The following is a 22400-nucleotide window of genomic DNA, read 5'->3' as shown; positions in this document are numbered from 1 at the left end:
CTTTTTTTCAAAAAGGCGGCGTCTTCTGAAGCTTTTTAGAAAAATCTTCACAAAAAACCTTTATAATTTCAGAGTTTTATCGATCCTGACTTTTCAAACAGTCTCTATGATGGCTGTCTTATGCCTGCACGGATGTCCATGCAACATGCGATGCGATGGTGCGTTGTCTGCACGCTTTCAAACGATCATGCCATATTCGTAAAACATGCGAATGACGCCCTGATATGCGGGGTCCAGATCGTTTCCACATTGACAGATCGGGGAGAAAGGTCATGGGATTTTCAGACATTACGCAGACCGCTGAAGAAAAGCGGAAAAAAGATGATGTCGCGATAAAACCGTCGGTACGGTCGCCCTTTTCCGGGGACATCCCTCCCCTGTTGCGACAAATTTCCGGGAAAAAGGATCAGCGGCAGAGGCAGACCCTTTTTCGGAAATAGATATTTAAAAGAAATAGAGTTTTGACCTTCTTCCCCCCCAGGGACCGGAGCAGAGCATGGACGCGCATCCTGTATTGACGTCTGCCCCGTCCCTGACGGCGGGGGGCGGATGGTCTGGTTTCATGCGTCGCCTCTTTCGCAGGAAGCCGTGGCCAATATGGCAGACCGATGATTTTCCTGTCAGAAGCGAGATTTTTGGCGCGGAGCGGCTGGAGGATCATGCCCGCAGCCTTGCTGCGGCGCAGGAGATTACCTTAGCGCACGCGCGACAATGGGGCACACAACCCCTGTCGCGACGCCTTGCGCAGAACAGTGCTTTTTTATGCAATGCCGAACGCGAGATCACAAAGGCGATCACACAAGACAGGCAATTGACGCCAGCAGCGCAATGGTTGGCGGATAATTATGCCCTGGTCGATATGCAGATCCGTGAAACAGCACTGGATCTTCCGTCGGGATATTATGCGCGGCTGCCCAAGCTTGCGAATAGTCCGTTTGCCGGCCTGCCACGGATATTCGCCGTGGCGTGGGCGTATGTCGCCCATACCGACAGCAATCTGCAACCCGATATCCTGCGTGGCTACCTTCTTGCCTATCAGGAAGTGGAGGCGTTGACGATCGGGGAATTATGGGCCGTTCCGATTACATTACGGATTGTGCTGATTGAAAACCTGCGTCGCGTTGTCGGTGCGATTATGCACAACAACACCCATCGCCGTGCGGCCGACCTGCTGTGTGAACAGTTGGCTGCTGCACGGAAAAATGGTCATCCGGTGCCGTCTGTCCTTCTTGCCGCCGTGGCGCCTGACCTGCTTACTCCCGCCTTTGCCGCCCAGATGGCGCATTGCCTGCGTGGACTGGACCCTGAAAAGGACCCGGCCCTTGTCTGGCTGGCGCAACGCCTGTCCGACAGGGACAGCACGATTGAGGCCGCTGTCCGCGACGACCTGCATGAACAGGGCGCCTTCAATGCCACGATCCGCAACATTATCACCAGCCTTCGCCTGATTGCCGGGATTGACTGGACCGAGGCGTTTGAGCGTATCTGTCTGGTGGATCGGGTATTTGCGGAATATGACAGTTTCACGCAGGCTGATTTCGCCAGTCGCGACCTGTATCGCAAGGCGATAGAAGAGATCGCCCGTGGGTGCGATCATACCGAAACAGACATCGCGCAGACTGCCGTGACAATGGCAAGAGCTGCGCAGCAGGCACATCCTGATGATCCACGGCGGGGCGACCCGGGATATTACCTGCTGATGGATGGTCGCCGGGGGCTGGAACAGGCGCTGGGATTCAGGCCCACGCCCCTGATGTGGGTGGTGCGGGGGGGATGTCGCTGGGGGATCGCGGGATATAGCATCGCGGTCACACTCCTCACGCTTGTCTTTCTTGTGATTCCGTTCTGGCTTCTCTCGTCGGCGGGGACTACGACACCTCTGGCCATGGTGGTGGCGCTCCTTGCGTTCGTGCCCACGACCGATGCCGCCGTGGCGTGCATCAACCGGCTTGCGTTACAGGCCATTCGTGTCACTGCGCTGCCGGGACTGGAACTGCGCGATGGCATTGCCCAGCATCTGCGTACGATTGTTGTGATGCCGGTCATGCTGGTAACGCAGGAAACAGTTGCGGAGCTTGTCGCACGGCTGGAGGTACACTACCTCGCCACACGTGATGATGCGGTGCATTTTGCATTGCTCAGCGACTGGCACGATCATGACAGTGCGCATGCACCCGATGATGAGGCATTGCTGGCGCTGGCTTGTGACGGGATCGCGCGCCTCAATCACCGCCATGGCCCTGCAATCGGCGGGCCACGTTTCATGCTGCTGCATCGCAGGCGTGTGTGGTGCGAAAGCGAACGGATCTGGATGGGATGGGAGCGCAAGCGTGGCAAGCTGCATGAACTCAATCAGTTGTTACGTGGTGCGCGTAATACGACCTTCCTGCCGGACCCTGCGCGTGTGCTGCCTGATGGTGTCCGCTATGTCGTGACCCTTGATGCCGATACGCGCCTGCCGCTGGAGACGGTACGTCGGCTCGTGGGGAAAATGGCGCATCCATTGAACCTGCCGCGGTTTGATCCCGTATCCGCCCGTGTGGTTGAAGGATACGCGATCCTGCAGCCACGGGTTACGCCCGCCCTGCCTGTCGGCCACAAAAGCACCGTGTTCCAGAGGGCTTTTTCCAGCGCCAGCGGCATTGACGCCTATTCCGCCGCCGTGTCCGACCTGTACCAGGACATGTTTGGCGAAGGATCGTATGCAGGAAAAGGTATTTACGATATCGACGCGTTCGAGGCCGCGCTTGCGCATCGCATACCGGAATCGACCCTGTTGAGCCATGACCTGTTCGAGGGGATTTTCGCGCGTGCGGGCTTTGCCTCCGATATCGAAGTGGTGGAGGACTCCCCCACCGATTACCTCGTGGCGGCACGGCGGCTGCATCGCTGGACGCGTGGGGACTGGCAGCTCCTTCCGTGGATCTTTCCGGTATTTGGGCGCAGGGCGGACCCACGGCGTCGGCTGTCGGGAATTTCGCGATGGAAAATGACGGATAACCTGCGACGCACACTTAGCGCACCTTTCGTGCTGTTGGCACTGTTCACAAGCTGGTTCCTGCCCCTGCATGACGCCATGGTCTGGGGTCTGTTCATCATGACGATGATGGCATTGCCGGTGTTCCTGCCTGTCCTTGCGGATTTTGTTCCCCGTCGCGAATGGATCACGTTACGCAGTTACGGCAGCGTTCTGATGGCCGATGCGGCGGATGCATGTGTGCTCGCCGCGCTCAATATCACTTTTGCTGCACATCTGGCGGTCCTGATGGGGGATGCGATCGTGCGGACCCTGATCCGGGTGTTCATAACCCGCCGCAATCTGCTGCAATGGGTGCCAGCGGCACAGACAATCCCGACCGTGCATCCGGGGATGGTGGAATATTACCGCCGGATGCTTGCAGTCCCGCTGTTGTCCCTGGTGATGGGGGACATGATCGCACGTTTTGCGGTACGAAGCCTGTTCGTGGCCGTGCCACTGATCATGGTGTGGGGCATGTCACCTATCGTTGCGATGTGGGTCAGCAGGTTTCCGGTCACGGCGGCGCGGTCACGGCCATCGCGCACGGATATTCGCGCATTGCGGATGACCGCGCGACGGACATGGCGCTTTTTTGAAACATTTGTGACGCCTGCGGACCATATGCTGCCGCCCGACAATTTTCAGGAAGATCCCGATGCCGTACTGGCGCGCCGTACGTCGCCCACCAATATCGGGCTGTATCTGCTGTGCTGCATCAGCGCACGTGATTTCGGCTGGTCCGGGCTGACCGATACGATCGACCGGCTGGAGGCTACGTTCGCTACGCTTGATGGCATGGGACGTTATCGCGGGCATTTCTATAACTGGTACGATACATCCGACCTGACGGTGCTGGAACCCGCCTATATTTCCACCGTGGACAGTGGCAACATGGCGGGCCATCTCGTGACACTGGCCAGTGCCTGCCGCCAGTGGCGCCATGGCGATGACAGGCTTTGCGCATCATGGCGCGAAGGGGTCGCCGATGCGCTTAATATCGCCATTACCGACCTTACGTTCCACAATGGTGCGCGCCTGTCCCTGTCCATCGGGCAACGGCGTCTGGTGCGGGCACTTGCAGCCCTGAAAAGCGCGGTCCTGTCTGCCCCTGAACTGCCATCGTACACGCAGCTTTCCATATTGCAGGCACGTGCGTGTCGTGTGAGCCAGCAGGTGGATGCCATAGCGAACATGTCTGTGGACACAATGCCCACGGGACGTGCGGACCCGGGATTCTGGGCCAATGCGGCGTTGCGCGGGCTGGAGAGCCACATGCGGGATCTGGCGTCCGCCCCCCCCGTATCGTCCCTGCGGGCGCGCCTGGAGGCGCTTGAACGCAAGGCACGTGGCATGGCGCAGGACATGCAGTTCGGTTTTCTGTGCAATGAATCACGTAAGCTGCTTTCGATCGGCTTTGTGGTGGCCGAAGACATACAGGACAGCAACTGTTACGACCTGCTGGCATCCGAAGCGCGACTGGCGGTTTTTTTCGCCATCGCCAAGGGGGACATACCTGCACGCAACTGGTTCCGCCTGGGACGTGCCATTACCCCCGTGGGCAATGGCGCGGCGTTGGTATCATGGTCGGGGTCGATGTTCGAATATCTGATGCCATCGCTGGTCATGCGCGCGCCGATCGGAAGTCTGCTGGAACAGACCAATACACTGATCGTGCAGTGCCAGATCGCCTATGGGCAGGGGCATGATGTGCCATGGGGGATCTCGGAATCCGCATATAATGTGCGTGATCTTGAATATACCTATCAATATTCGAATTTTGGCGTCCCGGGTCTGGGCCTGAAACGTGGCCTTGGGGCCGATATCGTCATTGCACCTTATGCCACGATGCTTGCGGCGATGGTGGATCCGCAAAAGGCGGTTGCCAACCTGTTGGCCCTTGAGCATGTGGGCGCGCAGGGCCGTTACGGGTTTTACGAATCCCTTGATTACACCCCGCAGCGCGTGCCCGATCATGAACGTGTCGCCGTCGTGCGTGCCTATATGGCCCATCATCAGGGCATGTCGATCCTGGCGGTGGCCGATGCGGTCATGAACGGCATCATGCGTTCGCGTTTCCATGATGATCCAGCCATCGCATCGGCCGAACTGCTGTTGCAGGAACGCGCGCCGCGCACCGGGGCGGTGGCCCGCGCCCTGGTGGCAGAGGATGCGGCCCCTGTGCCGGTGCGGGCGGTGACGGCGGCGGCCGGACGATATTATGGGACACCCGATACACCGCAACCCGTAACGCACCTGCTGTCAAACGGGCGGTATTCGGTCATGCTGACGACTGCCGGATCAGGATATAGCCGGTGGCAGGGGCAGGCCATTACCCGCTGGCGTGAAGATCCGACATGCGATGATACGGGATCGTATATCTATCTGCGGAATGTCCGGACCGGACAGGTATGGTCCGCAGGGGTGCAGCCCTGTGGCGTGCGGGGGGACGATCATGCCGTTGTGTTTCATGAGGACAGGGCGGAATTCGCCCGCCGCGACGGTGCTGTCACGACCATGATGGAGGTCATGGTCTCGGCCGAGGACGATGCCGAATGCAGGCAGGTTTCCGTCTTTAATGGTGGTGGTGATGTGTTGGAAATTGACGTCACGTCCTATGCGGAACTTGCGCTTATTACCCAGGCGGCGGACCTTGCGCACCCTGCATTCACCAAGTTGTTCGTACAGACAGAATACCTGCCGGATTCCCGTGCCATAATTGCCACGCGCCGTCGCCGTACGGCTGATGAAGCCGAAATCTGGGCTGCGCATCTGGCGGTCTGCGCAACGCCGGTGCAGGTGGAAACGGACCGGGCGTACTTTGTCGGGCGCGGACATGATACGCGCCATCCGCGTGCGCTCCGGCCTGACGGGGTTATGTCAGGGCGGACGGGAACAGTGCTGGATGCTGTCTTTTCGATCCGTAGCACGATGCTGATAAGGCCCGGTGCGATGGCCCGGATCACTTTCTGGACGTTGGTTGCCCCGTCGCGTGAGGCGTTGCTTGACCTGATCGACACACACCGTGACCATGCCGCCTTTGAACGGGTACGTACGCTGGCCTGGACACAGGCGCAGGTACAGTTGCGTCATCTGGACATCACCCCGGCGGATGCTGACCTGTTCCAGCGTCTTGCAGGGCACATCATATTTGCAGGCCCGGCCCTGCGGGCCGAGGCGGTGTGCATCAGTAAGGGGGTCGGCGCGCAGCCCCTGTTGTGGGAACAGGGGATTTCAGGGGACCTGCCGATCGTACTCCTGCGGATACGTGACAATGCCAATACCGATGTAGTACGTCACCTGCTGCAGGCGCAGGAATATTTCCAGCTTAAGCAGCTGGCGGTGGATATCGTCATCCTGAATGAACACCCGTCGTCTTACCTGCAGGATCTTCAGATTTCGCTGGATGACCTGGTGCGTGCGACCGGACGTTTGGTCGCAGGTGCGGGGTCGGTGCGTACGCTCCGCGCGGACCTGATCCTGCCTGCCATGCGCGACCTGCTGCTGTCGGTGGCGCGTGTTGTGCTGTCAGCGGCCCGTCCCATTGCAGAGCAACTGGAACAGGCGGAAGCCTTGACCTCCTCCCTCCCCGTCATGACAAGGGGTATGCCGGGGGCCGACGTTCCCGCCCTTGGGGTGCCTGTCCTGCCTGAACTGGAGTTCTTCAATGGCTTCGGGGGTTTTGCTGATGATGGCCGGGAATATGTCGTAATTCTTGCACCGGGTCGTACGACGCCTGCGCCGTGGGTGAATGTCATCGCCAATGACGATTTTGGTTTTCAGGTTTCTGCCGAAGGGGCGGGATATACATGGGCGCTGAACAGCCGCGAGCACCAGTTGACGCCATGGTCGAATGACCCGGTGAGTGACCGTGCCGGCGAAGCCTTTTATTTTGAGGATCAGGACACACGTGACCTATGGTGCCCATTGGCTGCGACCCGCCGGGAAGCGGGGGCGACCTATGTGACCTGCCATGGGCGCGGTTATACCCGCCATGAACGCGTGGCCCATGACATTGCCAGCACGGTGCTGCAGTACGTACCTGACACCGACCCGGTCAAGATTTCGCGCATCCAGTTGCATAACCTGTCCCAACGCCCGCGTACGCTGTCTGTCACCGCGTATGTCGAATGGGTGCTGGGGGCCGCACGTGCGATGGCCGCCCCGTTCGTCATTACCGGGCTTGATGCGCAAAGTGGGGCGCTGTTTGCGCGTAATCCGTGGAACGTAACATATGGCCGTCGTGTCGCCTTCCTTGATATCGGCGGATATAGCACCGCAGCCTGCGGGGATCGGGCGGCCTTTATGGGACGTCATGGCACGCTTGACGCGCCGATGGCCTTCATGCGGCCTGGTGGCGTGGCCGGAGCCCTGGGCGCGGGGCTGGACCCGTGTGGGGTATTGCAGACGATCGTGACCCTGCCCCCCGATGGACGGGTGGAGGTTGTCTGCCTGTTGGGGGAAGGAGAGGATGAAGACGCCGCGCGTGCCCTTGTGGCAAAATACCGTGCGACCAGCCTTGATGCCGTCCTCAATGACGTCAGGGCCCGGTGGGAGGGGCTGGCCTGTTCGATGCAGGTTCGCACGCCTGATCGCGCGATGGATATCATGCTCAACGGCTGGCTTCTTTACCAGACCCTCAGCAGCCGTATCCAGGCGCGGGCAGGTTTTTACCAGGCCAGCGGAGCCTTCGGGTTTCGCGATCAGTTGCAGGACGGCATGGCTGTGGTGTCTGCCTGTCCCGCGCGGGTGCGGGCGCATCTGCTGCATGCTGCATCGCGCCAGTTTGTCGAAGGGGATGTGCAGCACTGGTGGCTGCCCCAGACAGGGGCGGGCGTGCGTACTCATATCTCGGACGACTGTGCGTGGCTGGCCCATAGCGTTGCCCATTACGTCCGGGTCAGTGGTGATCGCGGTATCCTTGATGAGCCGGTCTCGTTTCTGGAGGCGCCGCCGCTATCCCTGACCGAGCATGATCGTTTCATGGTACCTGCCATTTCGGCTGTTACCAGCTCCCTTTTTGAACATTGTGCACGTGCGCTGGATCACAGCATGCGGGTGGGCGTACATGGCCTTCCCCTGATGGGAACGGGCGACTGGAACGACGGGATGAACCGTGTGGGGGAACAGGGCCGTGGAGAGAGCGTATGGCTGGGATGGTTCCTGCATGCGGCCCTGATGGATTTTATCACGTTTGCGCGCGAACGTGGGGCGGATGCCCGTGCCGATACATGGCAGGCCCATGCGGATGCGTTGGCGGGTGCTTTGGAACAGGCATGGGATGGGGATTGGTACCTGCGGGCCTATTTCGACGATGGTACACCATTGGGCTCGCACCTTAATACAGAATGCCAGATCGATGCGATTTCGCAATCATGGGCGGTCCTGTCGGGGGTGGCAATGCCCGAACGTGCCGCGCACGCCATGCGGTCCGTCATGCAGCGTCTGGCGGGGCAACCGCATGGGCTGGTCCTGGTGCTTGCACCGCCATTCGGCGGAAATGGCCCAGACCCCGGCTATATCCGTGGGTATCCGCCGGGCATTCGTGAAAATGGCGGCCAATATACGCATGCGGCGCTGTGGACTGTCATGGCGGTGGCTGGGTTGCATGATGGGGATCGTGCCCATGCCCTGTTTCACGACCTGCTTCCCATTACGCACGCCCTGACGATGCGTGCGGCACAACTCTATCGGCTGGAACCGTATGTGGTGGCGGCGGATATCTATTCCCGTCCCCCGCACGAAGGGCGTGGCGGATGGTCATGGTATACAGGGTCCGCCGGATGGATGCAGCGGGTGGGATGTGAAACCATTCTTGGCATCCGCATAGAGGGTGACGAACTGATACTTGATCCCTGCATTCCCGCTGGCTGGCCTGGTTTTGAGGCAAAGCTTGCATGGCGAACGGCGTTGTATGTCATCACCATTGAAAACCCGAACCATGTCTGCCGCGGGGTGACGCGACTGTTGATGGATGGGCAGGTTGTGGTGATGGGGCATCGGGTCAGGATGTCAGATGATGGGAAGCAACATACGATATCGGCTATACTTGGATAGTCATGGTGATCATGAAAATAATTATTGGATATACCTGATGTATGTCGCGAGTATATGATTTTATAAGAACCTAAAACACATATATAAATATAATAAAATAAATGAATATGTTGGGTTATCACGATGTATTTACGATTAAAACTGTTAATATGACCTATGTATTCAAATGTAATGACAAAAAATAATATGGGAATATGATGTGTTTCTGCTTTCATGGCATGATGAATACATGGACAGGATAATGTCGGAACATCAGGACAGTACGGAACACAAGGATGGGCCGCGGCATTTTCATATGCCGCATATGCACCTGCCGCACTTTCATCTTCCTCATGTGCAACTGCCGCATATCCACTGGCCGCATTTCCACATTCACTTTCACGACCGGCCCCTGTCGGGGGCACCCCACCCCGACAGGCCATTTCATTGGCGACTTTATTGGTGCGAGGCCCTTGCCACGGCCGTGCTGATGATCGTCGGGCTGGTCTGTGTCATCCTGCTGAGTGCGCCAGGCACGTTCCTTGCCCGCCTGCTGGCACCGTATCCAAATATCCAGACCGCTCTGTGTGGCCTGTGTTTTGGTATGGCGGGAACAGCAGCGGCGATGACACCGTTTGGCAAGATCAGTGGCGCGCACCTCAATCCCTCCGTCACCCTGGCGTTCATGCTCTCGCGCAGGATCGTCTGGATTGATGCCGTTGGCTATGCCATTGCGCAGATCGTGGGCGCGTTGGCAGGAACGGCGGTGGTTTATGCCCTGGGGCTGGTTTTTGCCCCGTGGCACCTGTTGTCGCGCGAGGTGCATTACGGTGCGACCATCCCCTATACGAGCATTTCAGTCTGGTACGCCCTGGGGTCTGAGGCACTTGTGACCGGGTTATTGATCATCACGCTTTACTGGCTTGCGGCGCATCCGCGTTACAAGGCTGTGACCCCATGGATCGGCGGGATATTCTTCCTTGTCATGAATCCCCTGACCGCATGGCTGTCGGGCAACAGCGTCAATTTTGCACGCAGCCTTGGACCGGCACTGTTCGATGGGACATGGACCAGCCTGTGGATTTATCTGATCGGTCCTTTTGCAGGATCGTCACTTGCGGTTCTTGCTATCCAGTGTGACCTGTTTGGCAAGATTCATCTTCTGGAGGCACGGTTGGTCAATTTCGGTCATCATGGCCGCGTCCCCCATCTGGATGATCCCCACTTTAAACATGCTGCCCCTGAACATTACGATGCCTATCGCGCACATCTGGAGGAACTGGCAAAAGCCAGGGTCACGCCAACTGCGGATTGAAAGAGAGACAGCAAAGAATGCTGTCAGATTGGGGAACAGCCACGGGTGGTGATTTTTCATCACCACCCGTGGGATAAAAGACAACTTCCTGCCCTGCCCCAACCTTCCTATCCCTTTTCCTTCACTCCCCTGCGATGACAGGCATGAAAGGAAAACGGCAATGACGATCACCAATCAGGAACTGCGTGCCCGGCGTGAACGCGCCGTTGCACGTGGTGTTGCGACTTCGACCCCCATTTTCGCCGACCGTGCCCTGAATGCTGAAGTGTGGGATATTGAAAATCGTCGCTATATAGATTTTGCGGGTGGCATCGCAGTCCTGAATGTTGGGCATCGCCATCCCCGGGTCATGGCGGCGGTACAGGCGCAACTGGAACGTTTTACACATACCGCCTTTCAGGTCTCGGCCTATGAATCCTATATCACTCTGGCGGAACGGCTGAATCTTCTCGCCCCATTTTCCGGCCCGGCAAAAACCATCTTTTTCACCACTGGCGGGGAAGCCACCGAAAATGCCGTGAAAATCGCCCGTGCCGCAACAGGGCGTACAGGGGTGATTGCGTTTTGTGGGGGGTTCCATGGCCGCACGCTGCTGGCCTCGGCCATGACAGGAAAGGTCCGGCCCTATAAGAAACCGTTCGGGACGCTGCCGGGTGAAGTCTATCATATCCCCTTCCCCGATGGGGATATTACGGTGGATGACAGCCTGAAGATGCTTGGCTTTGTGTTCGCCGCGGATATTGATCCGTCCCACGTTGCCGCGATTATCATTGAACCCGTGCAGGGAGAAGGCGGCTTTCGTGTGGCGCCGCCTGAATTGCTGCATCGCCTGCGCCAGATCTGCGATGCACATGGGATCAAGCTGATTGCGGATGAGGTGCAAAGTGGCTTTGGCCGTACTGGCCGGATGTTCGCCATCACCCATTCCGGGGTTGAACCGGATCTTGTGGCGGTTGCAAAATCCATGGGGGGTGGCCTGCCCCTGTCGGGTGTCATCGGGCGCGCGGACCTGATGGATGCGGTTGGACCGGGTGGCCTGGGCGGAACCTATGCCGGTGCACCACTGGCCTGTGCCGCGGCACTTGCCGTGCTGGATATCATGGAGGAAGAAGACCTGCCCGCGCGCGCCAATGTCATTGGCGAAAGGATGCGCGCGCGTATCATGCAATTGCATGAGGATACGACGCTCCTGCCGATCAGCGCCCCACGGGGATTGGGGGCAATGATTGCATTCGACATATTGCACGCCCATGGTGACGTAAGATTGCGTGACAACGCTGCTGCCGCGATCTGTGCAAAGGCATGTGACAAAGGTCTGATCCTGCTGTCATGCGGGGTGCAGGGTGCGACCATCCGCATTCTTGTCCCGCTTACGGCATCAGATGAAATCATTGACGAAGGCATGGATATCATAGAGCAGGTGCTTGCCGGAGGCTGCTGAAACCTGCCCGGCAGGCCGGCCTGGCAACATGCCGGTGCAAGAGTGATCTTTCAGACGCCATCTTTTTCAAAGATGGCGCCCTGTGTGCGGTTGCTTACCCGATTGCCATCAGGCTTGCATTACCACCCGCTGCTGTCGTGTTGGTGCTGCGGCACTGTTCCTCCAACAGGAATTCCCGTCTCAGGTCGCCATCTTGCAGCAGGAAGGCGGACGTAATCGCCCCTGTCCCATTGGCAAGTGTGTGCGTGATCGTTCGGAAACTGTCATTGTCGCGGGTGCCAATTACGACCGCATATGTGTGCTGCCCCACGTCATGAACAGCGTGTACATGTTGTGCGATATGCGTGGGCAGTCCCGACAGCCATGTCGTCTCCCCTTCTGCTCCGGTTACGAACACCGTATTACCACATGACAGTGCCATGGATATGACTGTCAGCAGTTCCCCGCGCGTGCCGCCGCCGATGCACAGGACGTTGCCACGCGGCATGAGGTGATAGAGATTTTCCTCTCCCACCGGACCAGGCAACATCATCTGTGCGCCGACAAGCGGGGCTTTCATCATATCAGCCACATATCGTGCTACCTGGCGTTGCCCGGTTCCCACCAGCCAGTCATGCCATGTCTGCATCATTGCCGGCACCTGTCCGGCGGTCATGCCGCGCGGCAGGGCGATCATCGCGGGGCATTGTGCGACAAGGCGCCGCAGGATCAGCGGCCCCCCCGCCTTTGGTCCCGTTCCTGACAGGCCACGCCCACCAAAGGGCTGTACCCCGACAACCGCGCCAATCGTGTTGCGGTTGATATACAGATTCCCCACGTTCAGGCGTTGCGTCACATGTTCGACCGTGGTTTCGATACGGGTATGCAGCCCCCCCGTCAGGCCATAGCCCAATGCATTGATGGCATCGATGACGGTATCGAGTGTCTGCCGACGGTAACGCAAGACATGTAACACGGGCCCAAAGATTTCTGGCCCAAGGTCAGAGATGGAATCAATCTCGATCAGGGTTGGGGAGACGAAGCTGCCATGGTCGCATTGTGGCGGGGCCTGCACGCGGAACACGGGCGCGCCCTTTGCACGCAGGGCCTCGATATGCGCCTCTATCCCTTTTGCCGCATCGGGCGTGATGACCGGCCCGATGTCGGTGGACAGCATGGCGGTATTGCCAAGTTGCAGTTCGCGCATCGCCCCACGCAGCATCGCCAGCACATGATCGGCGCAGTCTTCCTGCACACACAGGATGCGCAATGCCGAACATCTCTGTCCCGCGCTGTCGAAGGCTGAGGCAACAACATCGGTGACGACCTGTTCCGCAAGGGCGGAGGAATCCACGATCATCGCGTTCTGCCCCCCCGTTTCAGCGATCAGCGGTACGGGCTGTCCCATGCGGCCACGACGGGGTGCAAGCCGCCGGTTGATCGACTGCGCCACCATGGTTGATCCGGTAAACATCACGCCTGCCACCTGTGGCGCTGCAACAAGGGCCGCACCCACATCCCCTGCCCCAGGCAGCAGTTGCAGGACGTCTGTGGGAATGCCCGCCTGATGCAGGATACTGACGGCCTGTGCCGCAATCAGGGGTGTTTCTTCCGCCGGTTTGGCGACGACGCTATTTCCCGCAGCCAGTGCTGCTGCAACCTGTCCCGTAAAGATTGCCAGCGGGAAATTCCATGGGCTGATACATATAACAGGGCCAAGGGGGATATGGGTGGCATTATCGAATTCAGCACGGACCTGAGCCGCATAATAACGCAGAAAATCAACGGCTTCGCGAATTTCGGCAATGGCGTTTGGAAAGGATTTCCCCGCTTCACGCACAATCAGGCCAAGCAGCGCATCGCGGCGTGATTCCATGATGTCCGCCGCGCGTGTCAGTATTTCGGCACGTTCTGTGGGCGGCACCCCGGCCCAGACCTTGCTACCTGCAACGGCACTGTCCATGACGGCGGGGATGATGGCGATATCGGCGGGGGCCCATGTCCCCACGATGTCACGCCGGTCCGACGGGTTTTCAACATCCAGCATACGTCCGGTCGGGATGGATGTGGCAACCATCGGTGCACATGTCCATGAAGGCATCTCCGCCACCAGCCCCGCACCCAGTGCTGCAAGGGTATTTTCATCATTCAGGTCCAGCCCCGCGGAATTGCGGCGTTCCGGTGCGAACAGGTCGGGCGGGGCGGTGATCGCCGGATTGGGGGCGCCGAACGGCACGATGCCGTGTGCAATGGCCATAGGGTCCGCCACCAGGGTGGAAACCGGCACGCGTTCATCCCCGATCTGGTTCACAAAGGAGGAATTCGCCCCGTTTTCCAAAAGGCGTCGCACCAGATAGGCCAGTAATGTTTCATGTGTCCCGACAGGGGCATAGATGCGCGCGGGCCGGTCCAGCTTTCCGGGGCCAACGACTTCCTTGTACAAGGGTTCCCCCATGCCATGCAGGCACTGGAATTCATAGGAACCGACATGGAATTCCGGCCCCGCGAGCGTATGTATGGTCGCAAGCGTGCGGGCGTTGTGGGTCGCGAACTGGGGGAATATGACGTCGCGTGCATCAAGCAGCTTGCGCGCGCAGGCGATGTAGCTGATGTCGGTATGGACCTTGCGCGTATAAACGGGGAAATCCTGTACCCCCTCGATCTGCGCCTTCTTGATTTCACTGTCCCAGTAGGCGCCTTTTACCAGGCGCACCATCATGCGATGGCCGGTACGTCGTGCGAGGTCGATTATGAAATCCAGCACGAAGGGCGCACGACGGCCATAGGCCTGAACGACGAAGCCGATGCCGTTCCATCCCTGCAGGGCCGGTTCATGGCACAGCCCTTCCAGCAGGTCGAGCGAGAGTTCAAGCCGTTCACTCTCTTCCGCATCAATGTTCAGGCCGATGTCATACTGCCGCGCCAGAACGGTCAGTTCGATCACCACCGGCAGAAGTTCAGCCATCACGCGTGCGCGCTGCGCCCTGCTGTAACGCGGATGAAGCGCAGACAGCTTGATCGAGATGCCGGGGCGTTCATATACATCCGCACCCTGTGCCTGCCTGCCGATTGCATGGATGGCCGTGATATAGTCCTGCCGGTACCGTTCGGCATCGTGTGCCGTCAACGCCGCCTCCCCCAGCATGTCGTAGGAATAGCGAAAGCCCATTGCCTCCAGATTTTCGCTGTTCTTCAGCGCGGATTCGATGGTTTCCCCCACGACGAACTGTTCGCCCATCATGCGCATGGCCAGATCGACGGCCTTGCGGATCACGGGTTCGGCGCATCGGCCCACAAGTCCCTTCAGCGCCCGTGCAAGACCGGCTTCCTTGTGTGTTTCCGTCCCCGTCAGGCGTCCCGTCACCAGCAGTCCCCATGCGGCGGCATTGGTAAATAACGGACGGTCGCGCGAAATATGCGCCATCCAGTCGCCTGAGCCGATCTTGTCACGGATCAGGGCATCGCGCGTGGCGCTGTCGGGAATGCGCAGAAGTGCTTCGGCCAGACACATCAAAGCCACCCCTTCGGCAGAGGAAAGGGAGAATTCCTGCACCAGTGCCTCCACCCCACCAGGTGCGCGGTTATGGCGCAATCCCTCGGTCAGGCTTGTTGCAAGTGCGGTTGTATGCGCGCCCTGCGCCGGGGTCAGCGTCGCAGCCGGAGCCAGCGCGGCAATGCACTCACGTTCGGGCCGACGCCACGCATCGGTTATCCGTTGCCGCAGGGGTGAAGGGGCATCCACCGGACCAGAAAACTCTTTGAAAAACACCATGATGAAGATCCCAAGGCAGGCAGCACATCCGGGAGAAACCCAAGATGATATAATTTTCTTATTATAATATACGATCTAAAAATTCATAGCATGTTTTTGCAGCATAATGGCGTGGTCATGCGTCCATCGCGGAAGGCAATGGCAAGCTATTTTCAAATCAACCCGTTGATAACAGGTGATCAGAATTTACGGATTGTCTTGTTTCAGGCAGAGGATGTTTCCTGAAGCTTTGAGGAAAAGCTTCACCGGGAACTTTCGGTGCCTGTGATTATGGCTGGAGGCCGTTTGGGATGATGTACGGCCCTGATATCGTCAGGACTGTGCGCGCTCGCGGATGACCCGGATGGAAATGTCGGCGGCTTCAAGAATATGTCGCCGCGTCAGATTTGCAACCGCATCGCCATCACGTCGTCGGCAGGCCTGCATGATTTCCGCATGTTCCCTATCGGTTACAAGCTTGCGCCCCTCAATTTCAAGATGGCTGCGGATATAGCGATTGAGCCGGATATGCAGGTCATCAATCATTTCCAGCAGGCGTGGGCGTTGTGCCGCGACATAGATCGCATTGTGAAAGGCCCGGTTCAGGTCGCCGGAATCATGTTTGCTGGTGGCATTGGCCGCACCTTCGACAAAGGCGTCATAGGCGTCCTCCACCCGGGCAAGGTCCATGCGTGACATGTGGCTGACGGCGTGACGGGCGGCCATTTCCTCCAGCGAGGCGCGGATTTCGGAATATTCGATGATGTCCTGTTCGGTCATGCCGGTCACCATTGCGCCACGATTGGGCAGGAACGTTACCAGCCCCTCGGCTTCTAGCTGCTTCAGCGCCTCGCGCACGGGAATGATACTGGTGCCAAAACCACCAGCCAATTCTGATTGCGGCAATGCCTGCCCGGCCGGAAGCTGTCCCGTCAGGATGGCATTGCGCAACGCGGCCCCAACCACAATTGACGCGGCACCACGTTTCTGGCCGGTTTCCACATCAAAGATGGCAGATGGCAGCATGCAGATATTTCCCCTCGCAAGATGGTCGTGTCCCCAACGCAGGGCAGACGGGGAAATGGCAATCTCCCGGACATAGGCTCCCGGCGCCTCCCCCTCTCCTGCCATGGTGCAGCGGGCAAGTTATACGACAGGAGCCTTGGTATACATTATATATAAAATTATATGATACGCTGCCAATGCCGTCAAAGGATTTGCCCGCCGTCCGGCCATCTTGCGATTTCAGAACCATGAAATGATTCGAAGAAGGTGTTTCAACCGGCCTTTCAAAGAGAAATAACAGGTTCCTGGGCGATAAGCGTATCTGGCGTCATGGTCATCGGGATGCCGGTGGGTGCATCGGGCAATGTCATATTGCGATGTGCGGTATGTTCGCCCCATATGAAAATCAGCCCGGCAAAAATGACCACCGCCATATCGTCGAATGGATGGGGCACAAAGCCATATCCCCCAAAGGATCCACTGGCCGAAAGTGCAAGCATGCCCGTGAAATAGGCCAGCACCCATGCGCTACTGCGGATATCTTCGCCTGTATTGCCCATGGCGCGTAACGTGCGAATGGCGAGGAACCCCACCGCAAAAATAAGTTGAACCGATAAAAGCCAAGATAGCGTGTACCATCCTGACCAGAATACGATCAGGCTGGCGATCATGAAGGAAACCGGGCCGATAACCCGGATGCACCTGACCCGGAACGGGCGGACAAGGTCGGGGGCTGCGTGTCGCAATGCGGCGGCGGCAACCGGGGCGAAAGCATAACTCATGATCAGGGCGGATGACACCACGCCAATCAGTGCTTCCCACGATGGAAAAGGCAGCATCCAGAAAAGGCCGAGCCCGAATGTCAGGAAAGCCGCGCGCCGGGGTATGCCATGGCGCGGGTCCAGATGCCCAAACCATGAAAGGAAGGTGCCGGAACGCGACCATGCGTAAATGATGCGTGTGGTCGATCCCATATAGATATTGCCCGTGCCAGTGGGGGATACGACCGCATCAATGACAACGGCAAAGCCCAGCCATCCGAGACCTAGCGTGATGGCGATATCATGAAATGGCAGGGGCAGCAGGCGGTCGATACCGGCCCATCCATGTGGTGCAAGCATGCGGGCGGGCACACTGCCGATAAAGGCGACCTGCAGCAGGATATAGACAAAGGCGGCAAGGAAGATCGAAAGCGTCAGGGCGATGGGAATGGTTCGTTGCGGATTGCGGACCTCGCTTGCGACCGCAATGATGGGGGTCAGGCCCAGATAGGCAAAGATGACGCCCCCGACGGAGACGGCGCTTTCCATGCTTTGTCCGCCAAAAGGCATGAAGCCGTATTTCGTGAAATTATCAGGACGGAGAAACAGCAGCAGCACACCAATGACCAGCATTGGCACGACGAATTTGAAGAATGTTATGATATTGTTGAATAATGCGAATGTCTTGACGCCAGAAATATTCAGCCGCAGCATCCCTGCCAGCACCGCGACCTGCATCCCCCACCCCAAAAGGGTCGGATCCCCTGCCTTGTTGGCTGTAAGTCCGGGGACCCATGATCCCGCATACTGGCGTGCTGCGATGATTTCGATGGAAATCAGGCTGGAATAGGCAATGACGGTAATAAACCCCAGCAATGCACCCAGCAGGGGACCGTGTGCATAGGCCGGATACCGGATCATGCCCCCTGCCTCTGGCAGGGCGGCGGCGAGTTCGCAATAGATCAGCCCCAGAAACAGGACCGCAATCCCGCCCATCAGCCATGAAAGGATACTGGCGGGACCGACAATCGCCGCGACATGCGACGCCGCGAACAGCCAGCCGGACCCGAAAACCGCCCCAAACCCCAGTAATGTCAGATCGAGGAGGGAAAGCGAACGATTGAATGTCGGTGATGGCGGGGCCATGGCGCACTTCCTTGCCGGTTGATGCGTGGCGCACAAGGTCATGGACAGATGTGCGCCGGTGCGGACACTGGATCAGGCGGCGGCCTGTGGCCTTCCATCCACCAGCCGTGTCAGGCCAAGAGGGTTGGCGCGCCCCAGTTCAGGGGGCAGAAGAATGTCTGGCAGATCCTGATAACAGACTGGCCGCAAGAAACGTTCAATGGAAGCAGTCCCTACCGATGTGGTGCGGGTGTCCGTGGTGGCGGGGAACGGGCCGCCATGGACCATGGCAGGACTGACCTCTACTCCGGTGGGCCACGCATTGACCACAATGCGTCCTGCCTTGCGTTCGAAAACCGGCAGCAGCATCCGTGCAAAGTCAATGTCGCCGTCATCCATGTGCAAGGTCATGGTCAACTGCCCCTCCAGACTTTCGCTCAGGGCATGCAGCGTGGTGATATCGGGACATGAAACCAGAAGCGAGACCGGGCCAAAAACTTCGTGCCGCAGGATGCTTTCACGCATAAAGTCAGCGGCTGTCGTACGTAACAGCATCGGCCGCCCCCGATTGGGTGCCCCGTCATCCGTCCCCTGCCCTACGACCGTGACGCCCGGACATCGCGCCAGCTTCCCCGCCCCTGCATCATAGGCAGCATGGATATCTGGTGTCAGCATCGTCATCGCCGGGCGTGTGGCGATGTCCTGCGCGGCTGTGTGGACAAAGGCCTCGAACGTCTCTCCTTCCAGGGCGATGACAATGCCCGGATTGGTACAGAACTGCCCCACCCCCATGGTCAGGGAACCGACAAATTCCCGCGCCAGTGTTTCCGTGCGTGCGGACAATGCCTGCGGACACAGATAGACCGGATTGATGCTGCCCATTTCCGCGAATACGGGAATGGGCACCGCACGCTGCGCCGCGATTGCCGCAAGGGCCGTCCCCCCGGCGTAAGAGCCGGTAAAACCGACTGACATAATGGCAGGATGCTTTACCAGCCATTCCCCCACCTCATGCCCGATCCCACCCAGCAGGGAGAAAACCCCTTCGTGCAGGGCGCAGTCCTGAATTGCCTGGCGGATGGCGCGCGCCACAAGTTCACTGGTTCCCGGATGTGCGGGATGGGCACGGCAGATCACCGGGCATCCCGCAGCAAGCGCGCAAACCGTGTCACCACCGGCGACAGAGAACGCAAGCGGGAAATTGCTGGCACCGAATACAGCAACCGGCCCCACGCCAATACGGCGCTGGCGCAGGTCGGCGCGCGGCATTGGCGTGCGGTCGGGTAATGCAGGATCAATGCGCGGCTGACTCCATTCCCCCTGCCGCACCAGCGTGGCGAACAGACGTAACTGCCCCATTGTGCGCCCCATCTCTCCGCGCAGGCGTCCTTCGGGCAATGCGGTTTCCGCGCCTGCGCGCGCTATGATGGCATCGGCATTCTTGGCCAGGCAGGATGCGATCCGTTCAAGGAACACCGCACGTTTTTCAAATGATACGGCACGATAGGGATCGAATGCGTCGGACGCCAGACGGCAGGCAGTATCCACATCTGCGGACGTGGCGCAGGCAAAGGCCGGTTCCAGATGTGCGTTCGTTGCGGGATTGATCGCATGGAAATGCGTGTCACCCCCGACATCGCGTTGCCCGATCAGCAAGGTTCCGCTTAATGTCATATTTTCTTTTCCTCCTGTCATATTTTATACCTTTCGTGCATGTGTCCGTCCGAAGCGATCCGGGCGGAAGGGATGCAGGTTCAGCGATATGTCTTCGTCAGTGGCTATGGCTGCCACAATTTCCGCCGTGAATGGCGCAAGTGTCAGGCCCAGATGCTGATGTCCGCACGCGGCGATGATCCCCGGCAGCCCGGGAATACGGCCGATGGCAGGCAAGTAGTCGGGTAAAGTGGGGCGGCAGCCGACCCAGCGGGAAAAGCCGGACCTGACGGGCAGGCCGATTTTCTGCACCATATGTTCCAGTTTCTGCCATTTCCTCATGTCAGGTGGTGCATCGGCACGGGTGAATTCAACAAACGTCGAAGCCCGCATCCGTGCTTCAAAGCGCGATACGATGACGGCGTGATCTGCAAAGATCATCGGTGGCCCTTCGGGCATGCCGCCATGGTCCCATTCGATATGATAACCACGTTCCGCGATTAGCGGGGGCGTCCAGCCATGGACGAGGTCGCGCGTCCCCACCCCTGCGGCCATCACGACGATATCAGGCGTAAGGGATGTGCCATCCTGCACGATGACCTGCGCCCCCGACGGGCCGGATGAAACCCGGATAACGCGTTGCTGTCGCAGTTCGCATCCAGTTTCCGCGTGCAGACGGTCCTGCAATGTTGTCAGCACCAATCCGGGGTCACGGACCTGCCCTGTTCCGCCAAAAGCCAGCCCTGCGCGTGGAATATGCCCAAGCAACGGGATCAGGCTTTCGCGTTCCTGCCGTGTCATGGCACATGCCGTTGCGCTCCCAAGGTCGGACGACATGACCGCACGCATCGCGCGGCGTGGGTCGGTCGTTCCATCCCAAAGCATCAGGTGCCCTTTGTCGATAAGCAGGTCAGGCGCACCAAGATCACCCACCATGCGTCGCCATGCGGGCATGGCGTGCGATAGCAGGTCACGCAGGGCCATGTGTCCGCGTCGCGCCGTGGAAGGTGCGCACGCGCGCACATAGCGCATGCCCCATGGCAGCCATGTACCAATATGCCGCCAGCCGATATCCAGCGCCCCACCCGTCAGCGTGAACATGCGCCCCGGTGCGGACAGGAGCATGCGTGGCGAGGCCAGCGGCATCACCTGCTCAGTCGCGATATGCCCTGCATTCCCCCATGACGCGGCGTCGCGTGCCTCACCCGTATTCAGGACCACGACATAAAATCCCTTCTGTCGCAGGCGCAGCGCACACGAAAGCCCTATGACCCCACCCCCGACCACGACAGCGGATGCAACGCGACCGGATTTTGGGGGCATGGATATTTCGTCCTTTCCAAATCAATACGTATACGATAGACGAAACGATATCGAAATCAAGTGGAGAGTTCCAATGCAGTGGACAGGTGTTTTTCCTGCGGCGACCACGCAGTTCGCCCCGGACTTGTCGATCGATTTTACAGCGACGCAAACAGTTCTGGATAACCTGATCGGCGATGGCGTCCATGGCCTGACGATCATGGGAACATGTGGCGAGAACAATTCTCTGGAACCCGAAGAAAAGCTGAAGGTCCTTGCCGCCGCATGTGAAACGGCAAAAGGGCGTGTGCCCGTTATTGTGGGCGTATCCGAATTGACGACGCCGCGCGCGGTGAAGTTCGCGGCCGATGCCGCACGGATTGGTGCAGATGCGCTGATGGTTCTGCCAGCGATGGTCTATGTCCCCAAGGAAGCGGAGCTTGTCGCCCATCTGAAGGCCGTGGCGGGGGCGTCCGACCTGCCGATCATGTTGTATAACAATCCCACCGCCTATCGCGTGAACATCAGCATGGAGGTTCTGCAAGAGCTGACGGATGTGAAGACGATCGTTGCGGTTAAGGAAAGTTCAGCCAATACGCGTCGCTATACCGATGTGGTCAATGCGTTTGGCGCACGCTATATCATGATGGCGGGGCTGGATGACGTGGCGTTCGAGGGGTTGACCCTGGGGGCAGCGGGCTGGATTTCAGGGCTGACAAGCGCATTTCCACAGGAATCGGTCGAGCTGGTGGCGGCATTGAACAGGGGGGATATGGCGCGGGCGCTGGAAATCTATCGCTGGTTCATGCCCTTGCTGCATCTGGATGCGGAACATGACCTGGTGCAGTCGATCAAGCTGGCGGAACAGATCATGGGGCGTGGCAATGAACGCGTCCGTATGCCACGCATGCCCCTGACCGGCGCGCGTCGCGCCGAAGTCACGGCCATGGTGGAAAAAGCGGCCGCCACACGCCCTTGCGCACAATAGGCCACACGCCTGCGTCCGCCGCGTTTAC

9 protein-coding genes are annotated in these 22400 nt (G+C 58.9%); 4 read left to right on the top strand and 5 right to left on the bottom strand.

The genetic code is table 11. The features are described from left to right. The first annotated feature begins 496 nt into the window (after nt 1–496). From B7G66_RS11530 to gabT, 3 genes are all read left to right on the top strand, one after another. Nucleotides 497–9073: a GH36-type glycosyl hydrolase domain-containing protein gene (locus B7G66_RS11530; protein ID WP_003619899.1), complete on the top strand. Its 8577-nt coding sequence runs from the start codon at nt 497–499 to the stop codon at nt 9071–9073. 334 nt (nt 9074–9407) lie between these two features. Further along, nucleotides 9408–10367: an MIP/aquaporin family protein gene (locus tag B7G66_RS11525; protein ID WP_048859209.1), complete on the top strand. Its 960-nt coding sequence runs from the start codon at nt 9408–9410 to the stop codon at nt 10365–10367. Nucleotides 10368–10527: 160 nt separating this feature from the next. Then, nucleotides 10528–11808, top strand: a complete 1281-nt coding sequence (gabT, locus tag B7G66_RS11520) for a 4-aminobutyrate--2-oxoglutarate transaminase (protein WP_003619896.1) — start codon at nt 10528–10530, stop codon at nt 11806–11808. A gap of 94 nt (nt 11809–11902) precedes the next feature. On the opposite strand, the gene putA is transcribed toward gabT, so the two are convergent. The 5 genes from putA to B7G66_RS11495 all read right to left on the bottom strand — a co-directional run bounded on the left by putA (nt 11903) and on the right by B7G66_RS11495 (nt 21405). Next, nucleotides 11903–15559 carry a trifunctional transcriptional regulator/proline dehydrogenase/L-glutamate gamma-semialdehyde dehydrogenase gene (putA, locus tag B7G66_RS11515; RefSeq protein WP_003619894.1) on the bottom strand — a complete coding sequence of 1219 codons (3657 nt, stop codon included), beginning with the start codon at nt 15557–15559 and terminating at the stop codon, nt 11903–11905. 312 nt (nt 15560–15871) lie between these two features. Continuing rightward, nucleotides 15872–16564 carry a GntR family transcriptional regulator gene (locus tag B7G66_RS11510; RefSeq protein ID WP_003619892.1) on the bottom strand — a complete coding sequence of 231 codons (693 nt, stop codon included), beginning with the start codon at nt 16562–16564 and terminating at the stop codon, nt 15872–15874. A 263-nt stretch (nt 16565–16827) separates the two neighbouring features. After that, complete coding sequence (locus B7G66_RS11505; RefSeq protein ID WP_003619890.1) at nt 16828–18450, bottom strand: APC family permease; 1623 nt, start codon at nt 18448–18450, stop codon at nt 16828–16830. A gap of 72 nt (nt 18451–18522) precedes the next feature. Next, nucleotides 18523–20103 (bottom strand): aldehyde dehydrogenase (NADP(+)), encoded by a 1581-nt coding sequence (locus tag B7G66_RS11500; protein ID WP_003619888.1) that lies wholly within the window; start codon nt 20101–20103, stop codon nt 18523–18525. Between the two features lie 24 nt (nt 20104–20127). Beyond that, nucleotides 20128–21405, bottom strand: a complete 1278-nt coding sequence (locus B7G66_RS11495; protein ID WP_003619886.1) for an NAD(P)/FAD-dependent oxidoreductase — start codon at nt 21403–21405, stop codon at nt 20128–20130. 73 nt (nt 21406–21478) lie between these two features. Here B7G66_RS11495 and B7G66_RS11490 point away from each other — a divergent pair, with 73 nt between their 5' ends. Continuing rightward, entirely contained in the window at nt 21479–22372 is an 894-nt protein-coding gene (locus B7G66_RS11490) for a dihydrodipicolinate synthase family protein (protein ID WP_003619884.1), read from the top strand. Nucleotides 22373–22400 lie beyond the last annotated feature (28 nt).

It is taken from the genome of Novacetimonas hansenii JCM 7643 (assembly GCF_000964405.1).
In the GTDB taxonomy this organism is placed as follows: domain Bacteria; phylum Pseudomonadota; class Alphaproteobacteria; order Acetobacterales; family Acetobacteraceae; genus Novacetimonas; species Novacetimonas hansenii.
The sequence above is the reverse complement of the archived record's forward strand: the minus strand, read 5'-3'. Positions and strand labels throughout refer to the sequence as shown.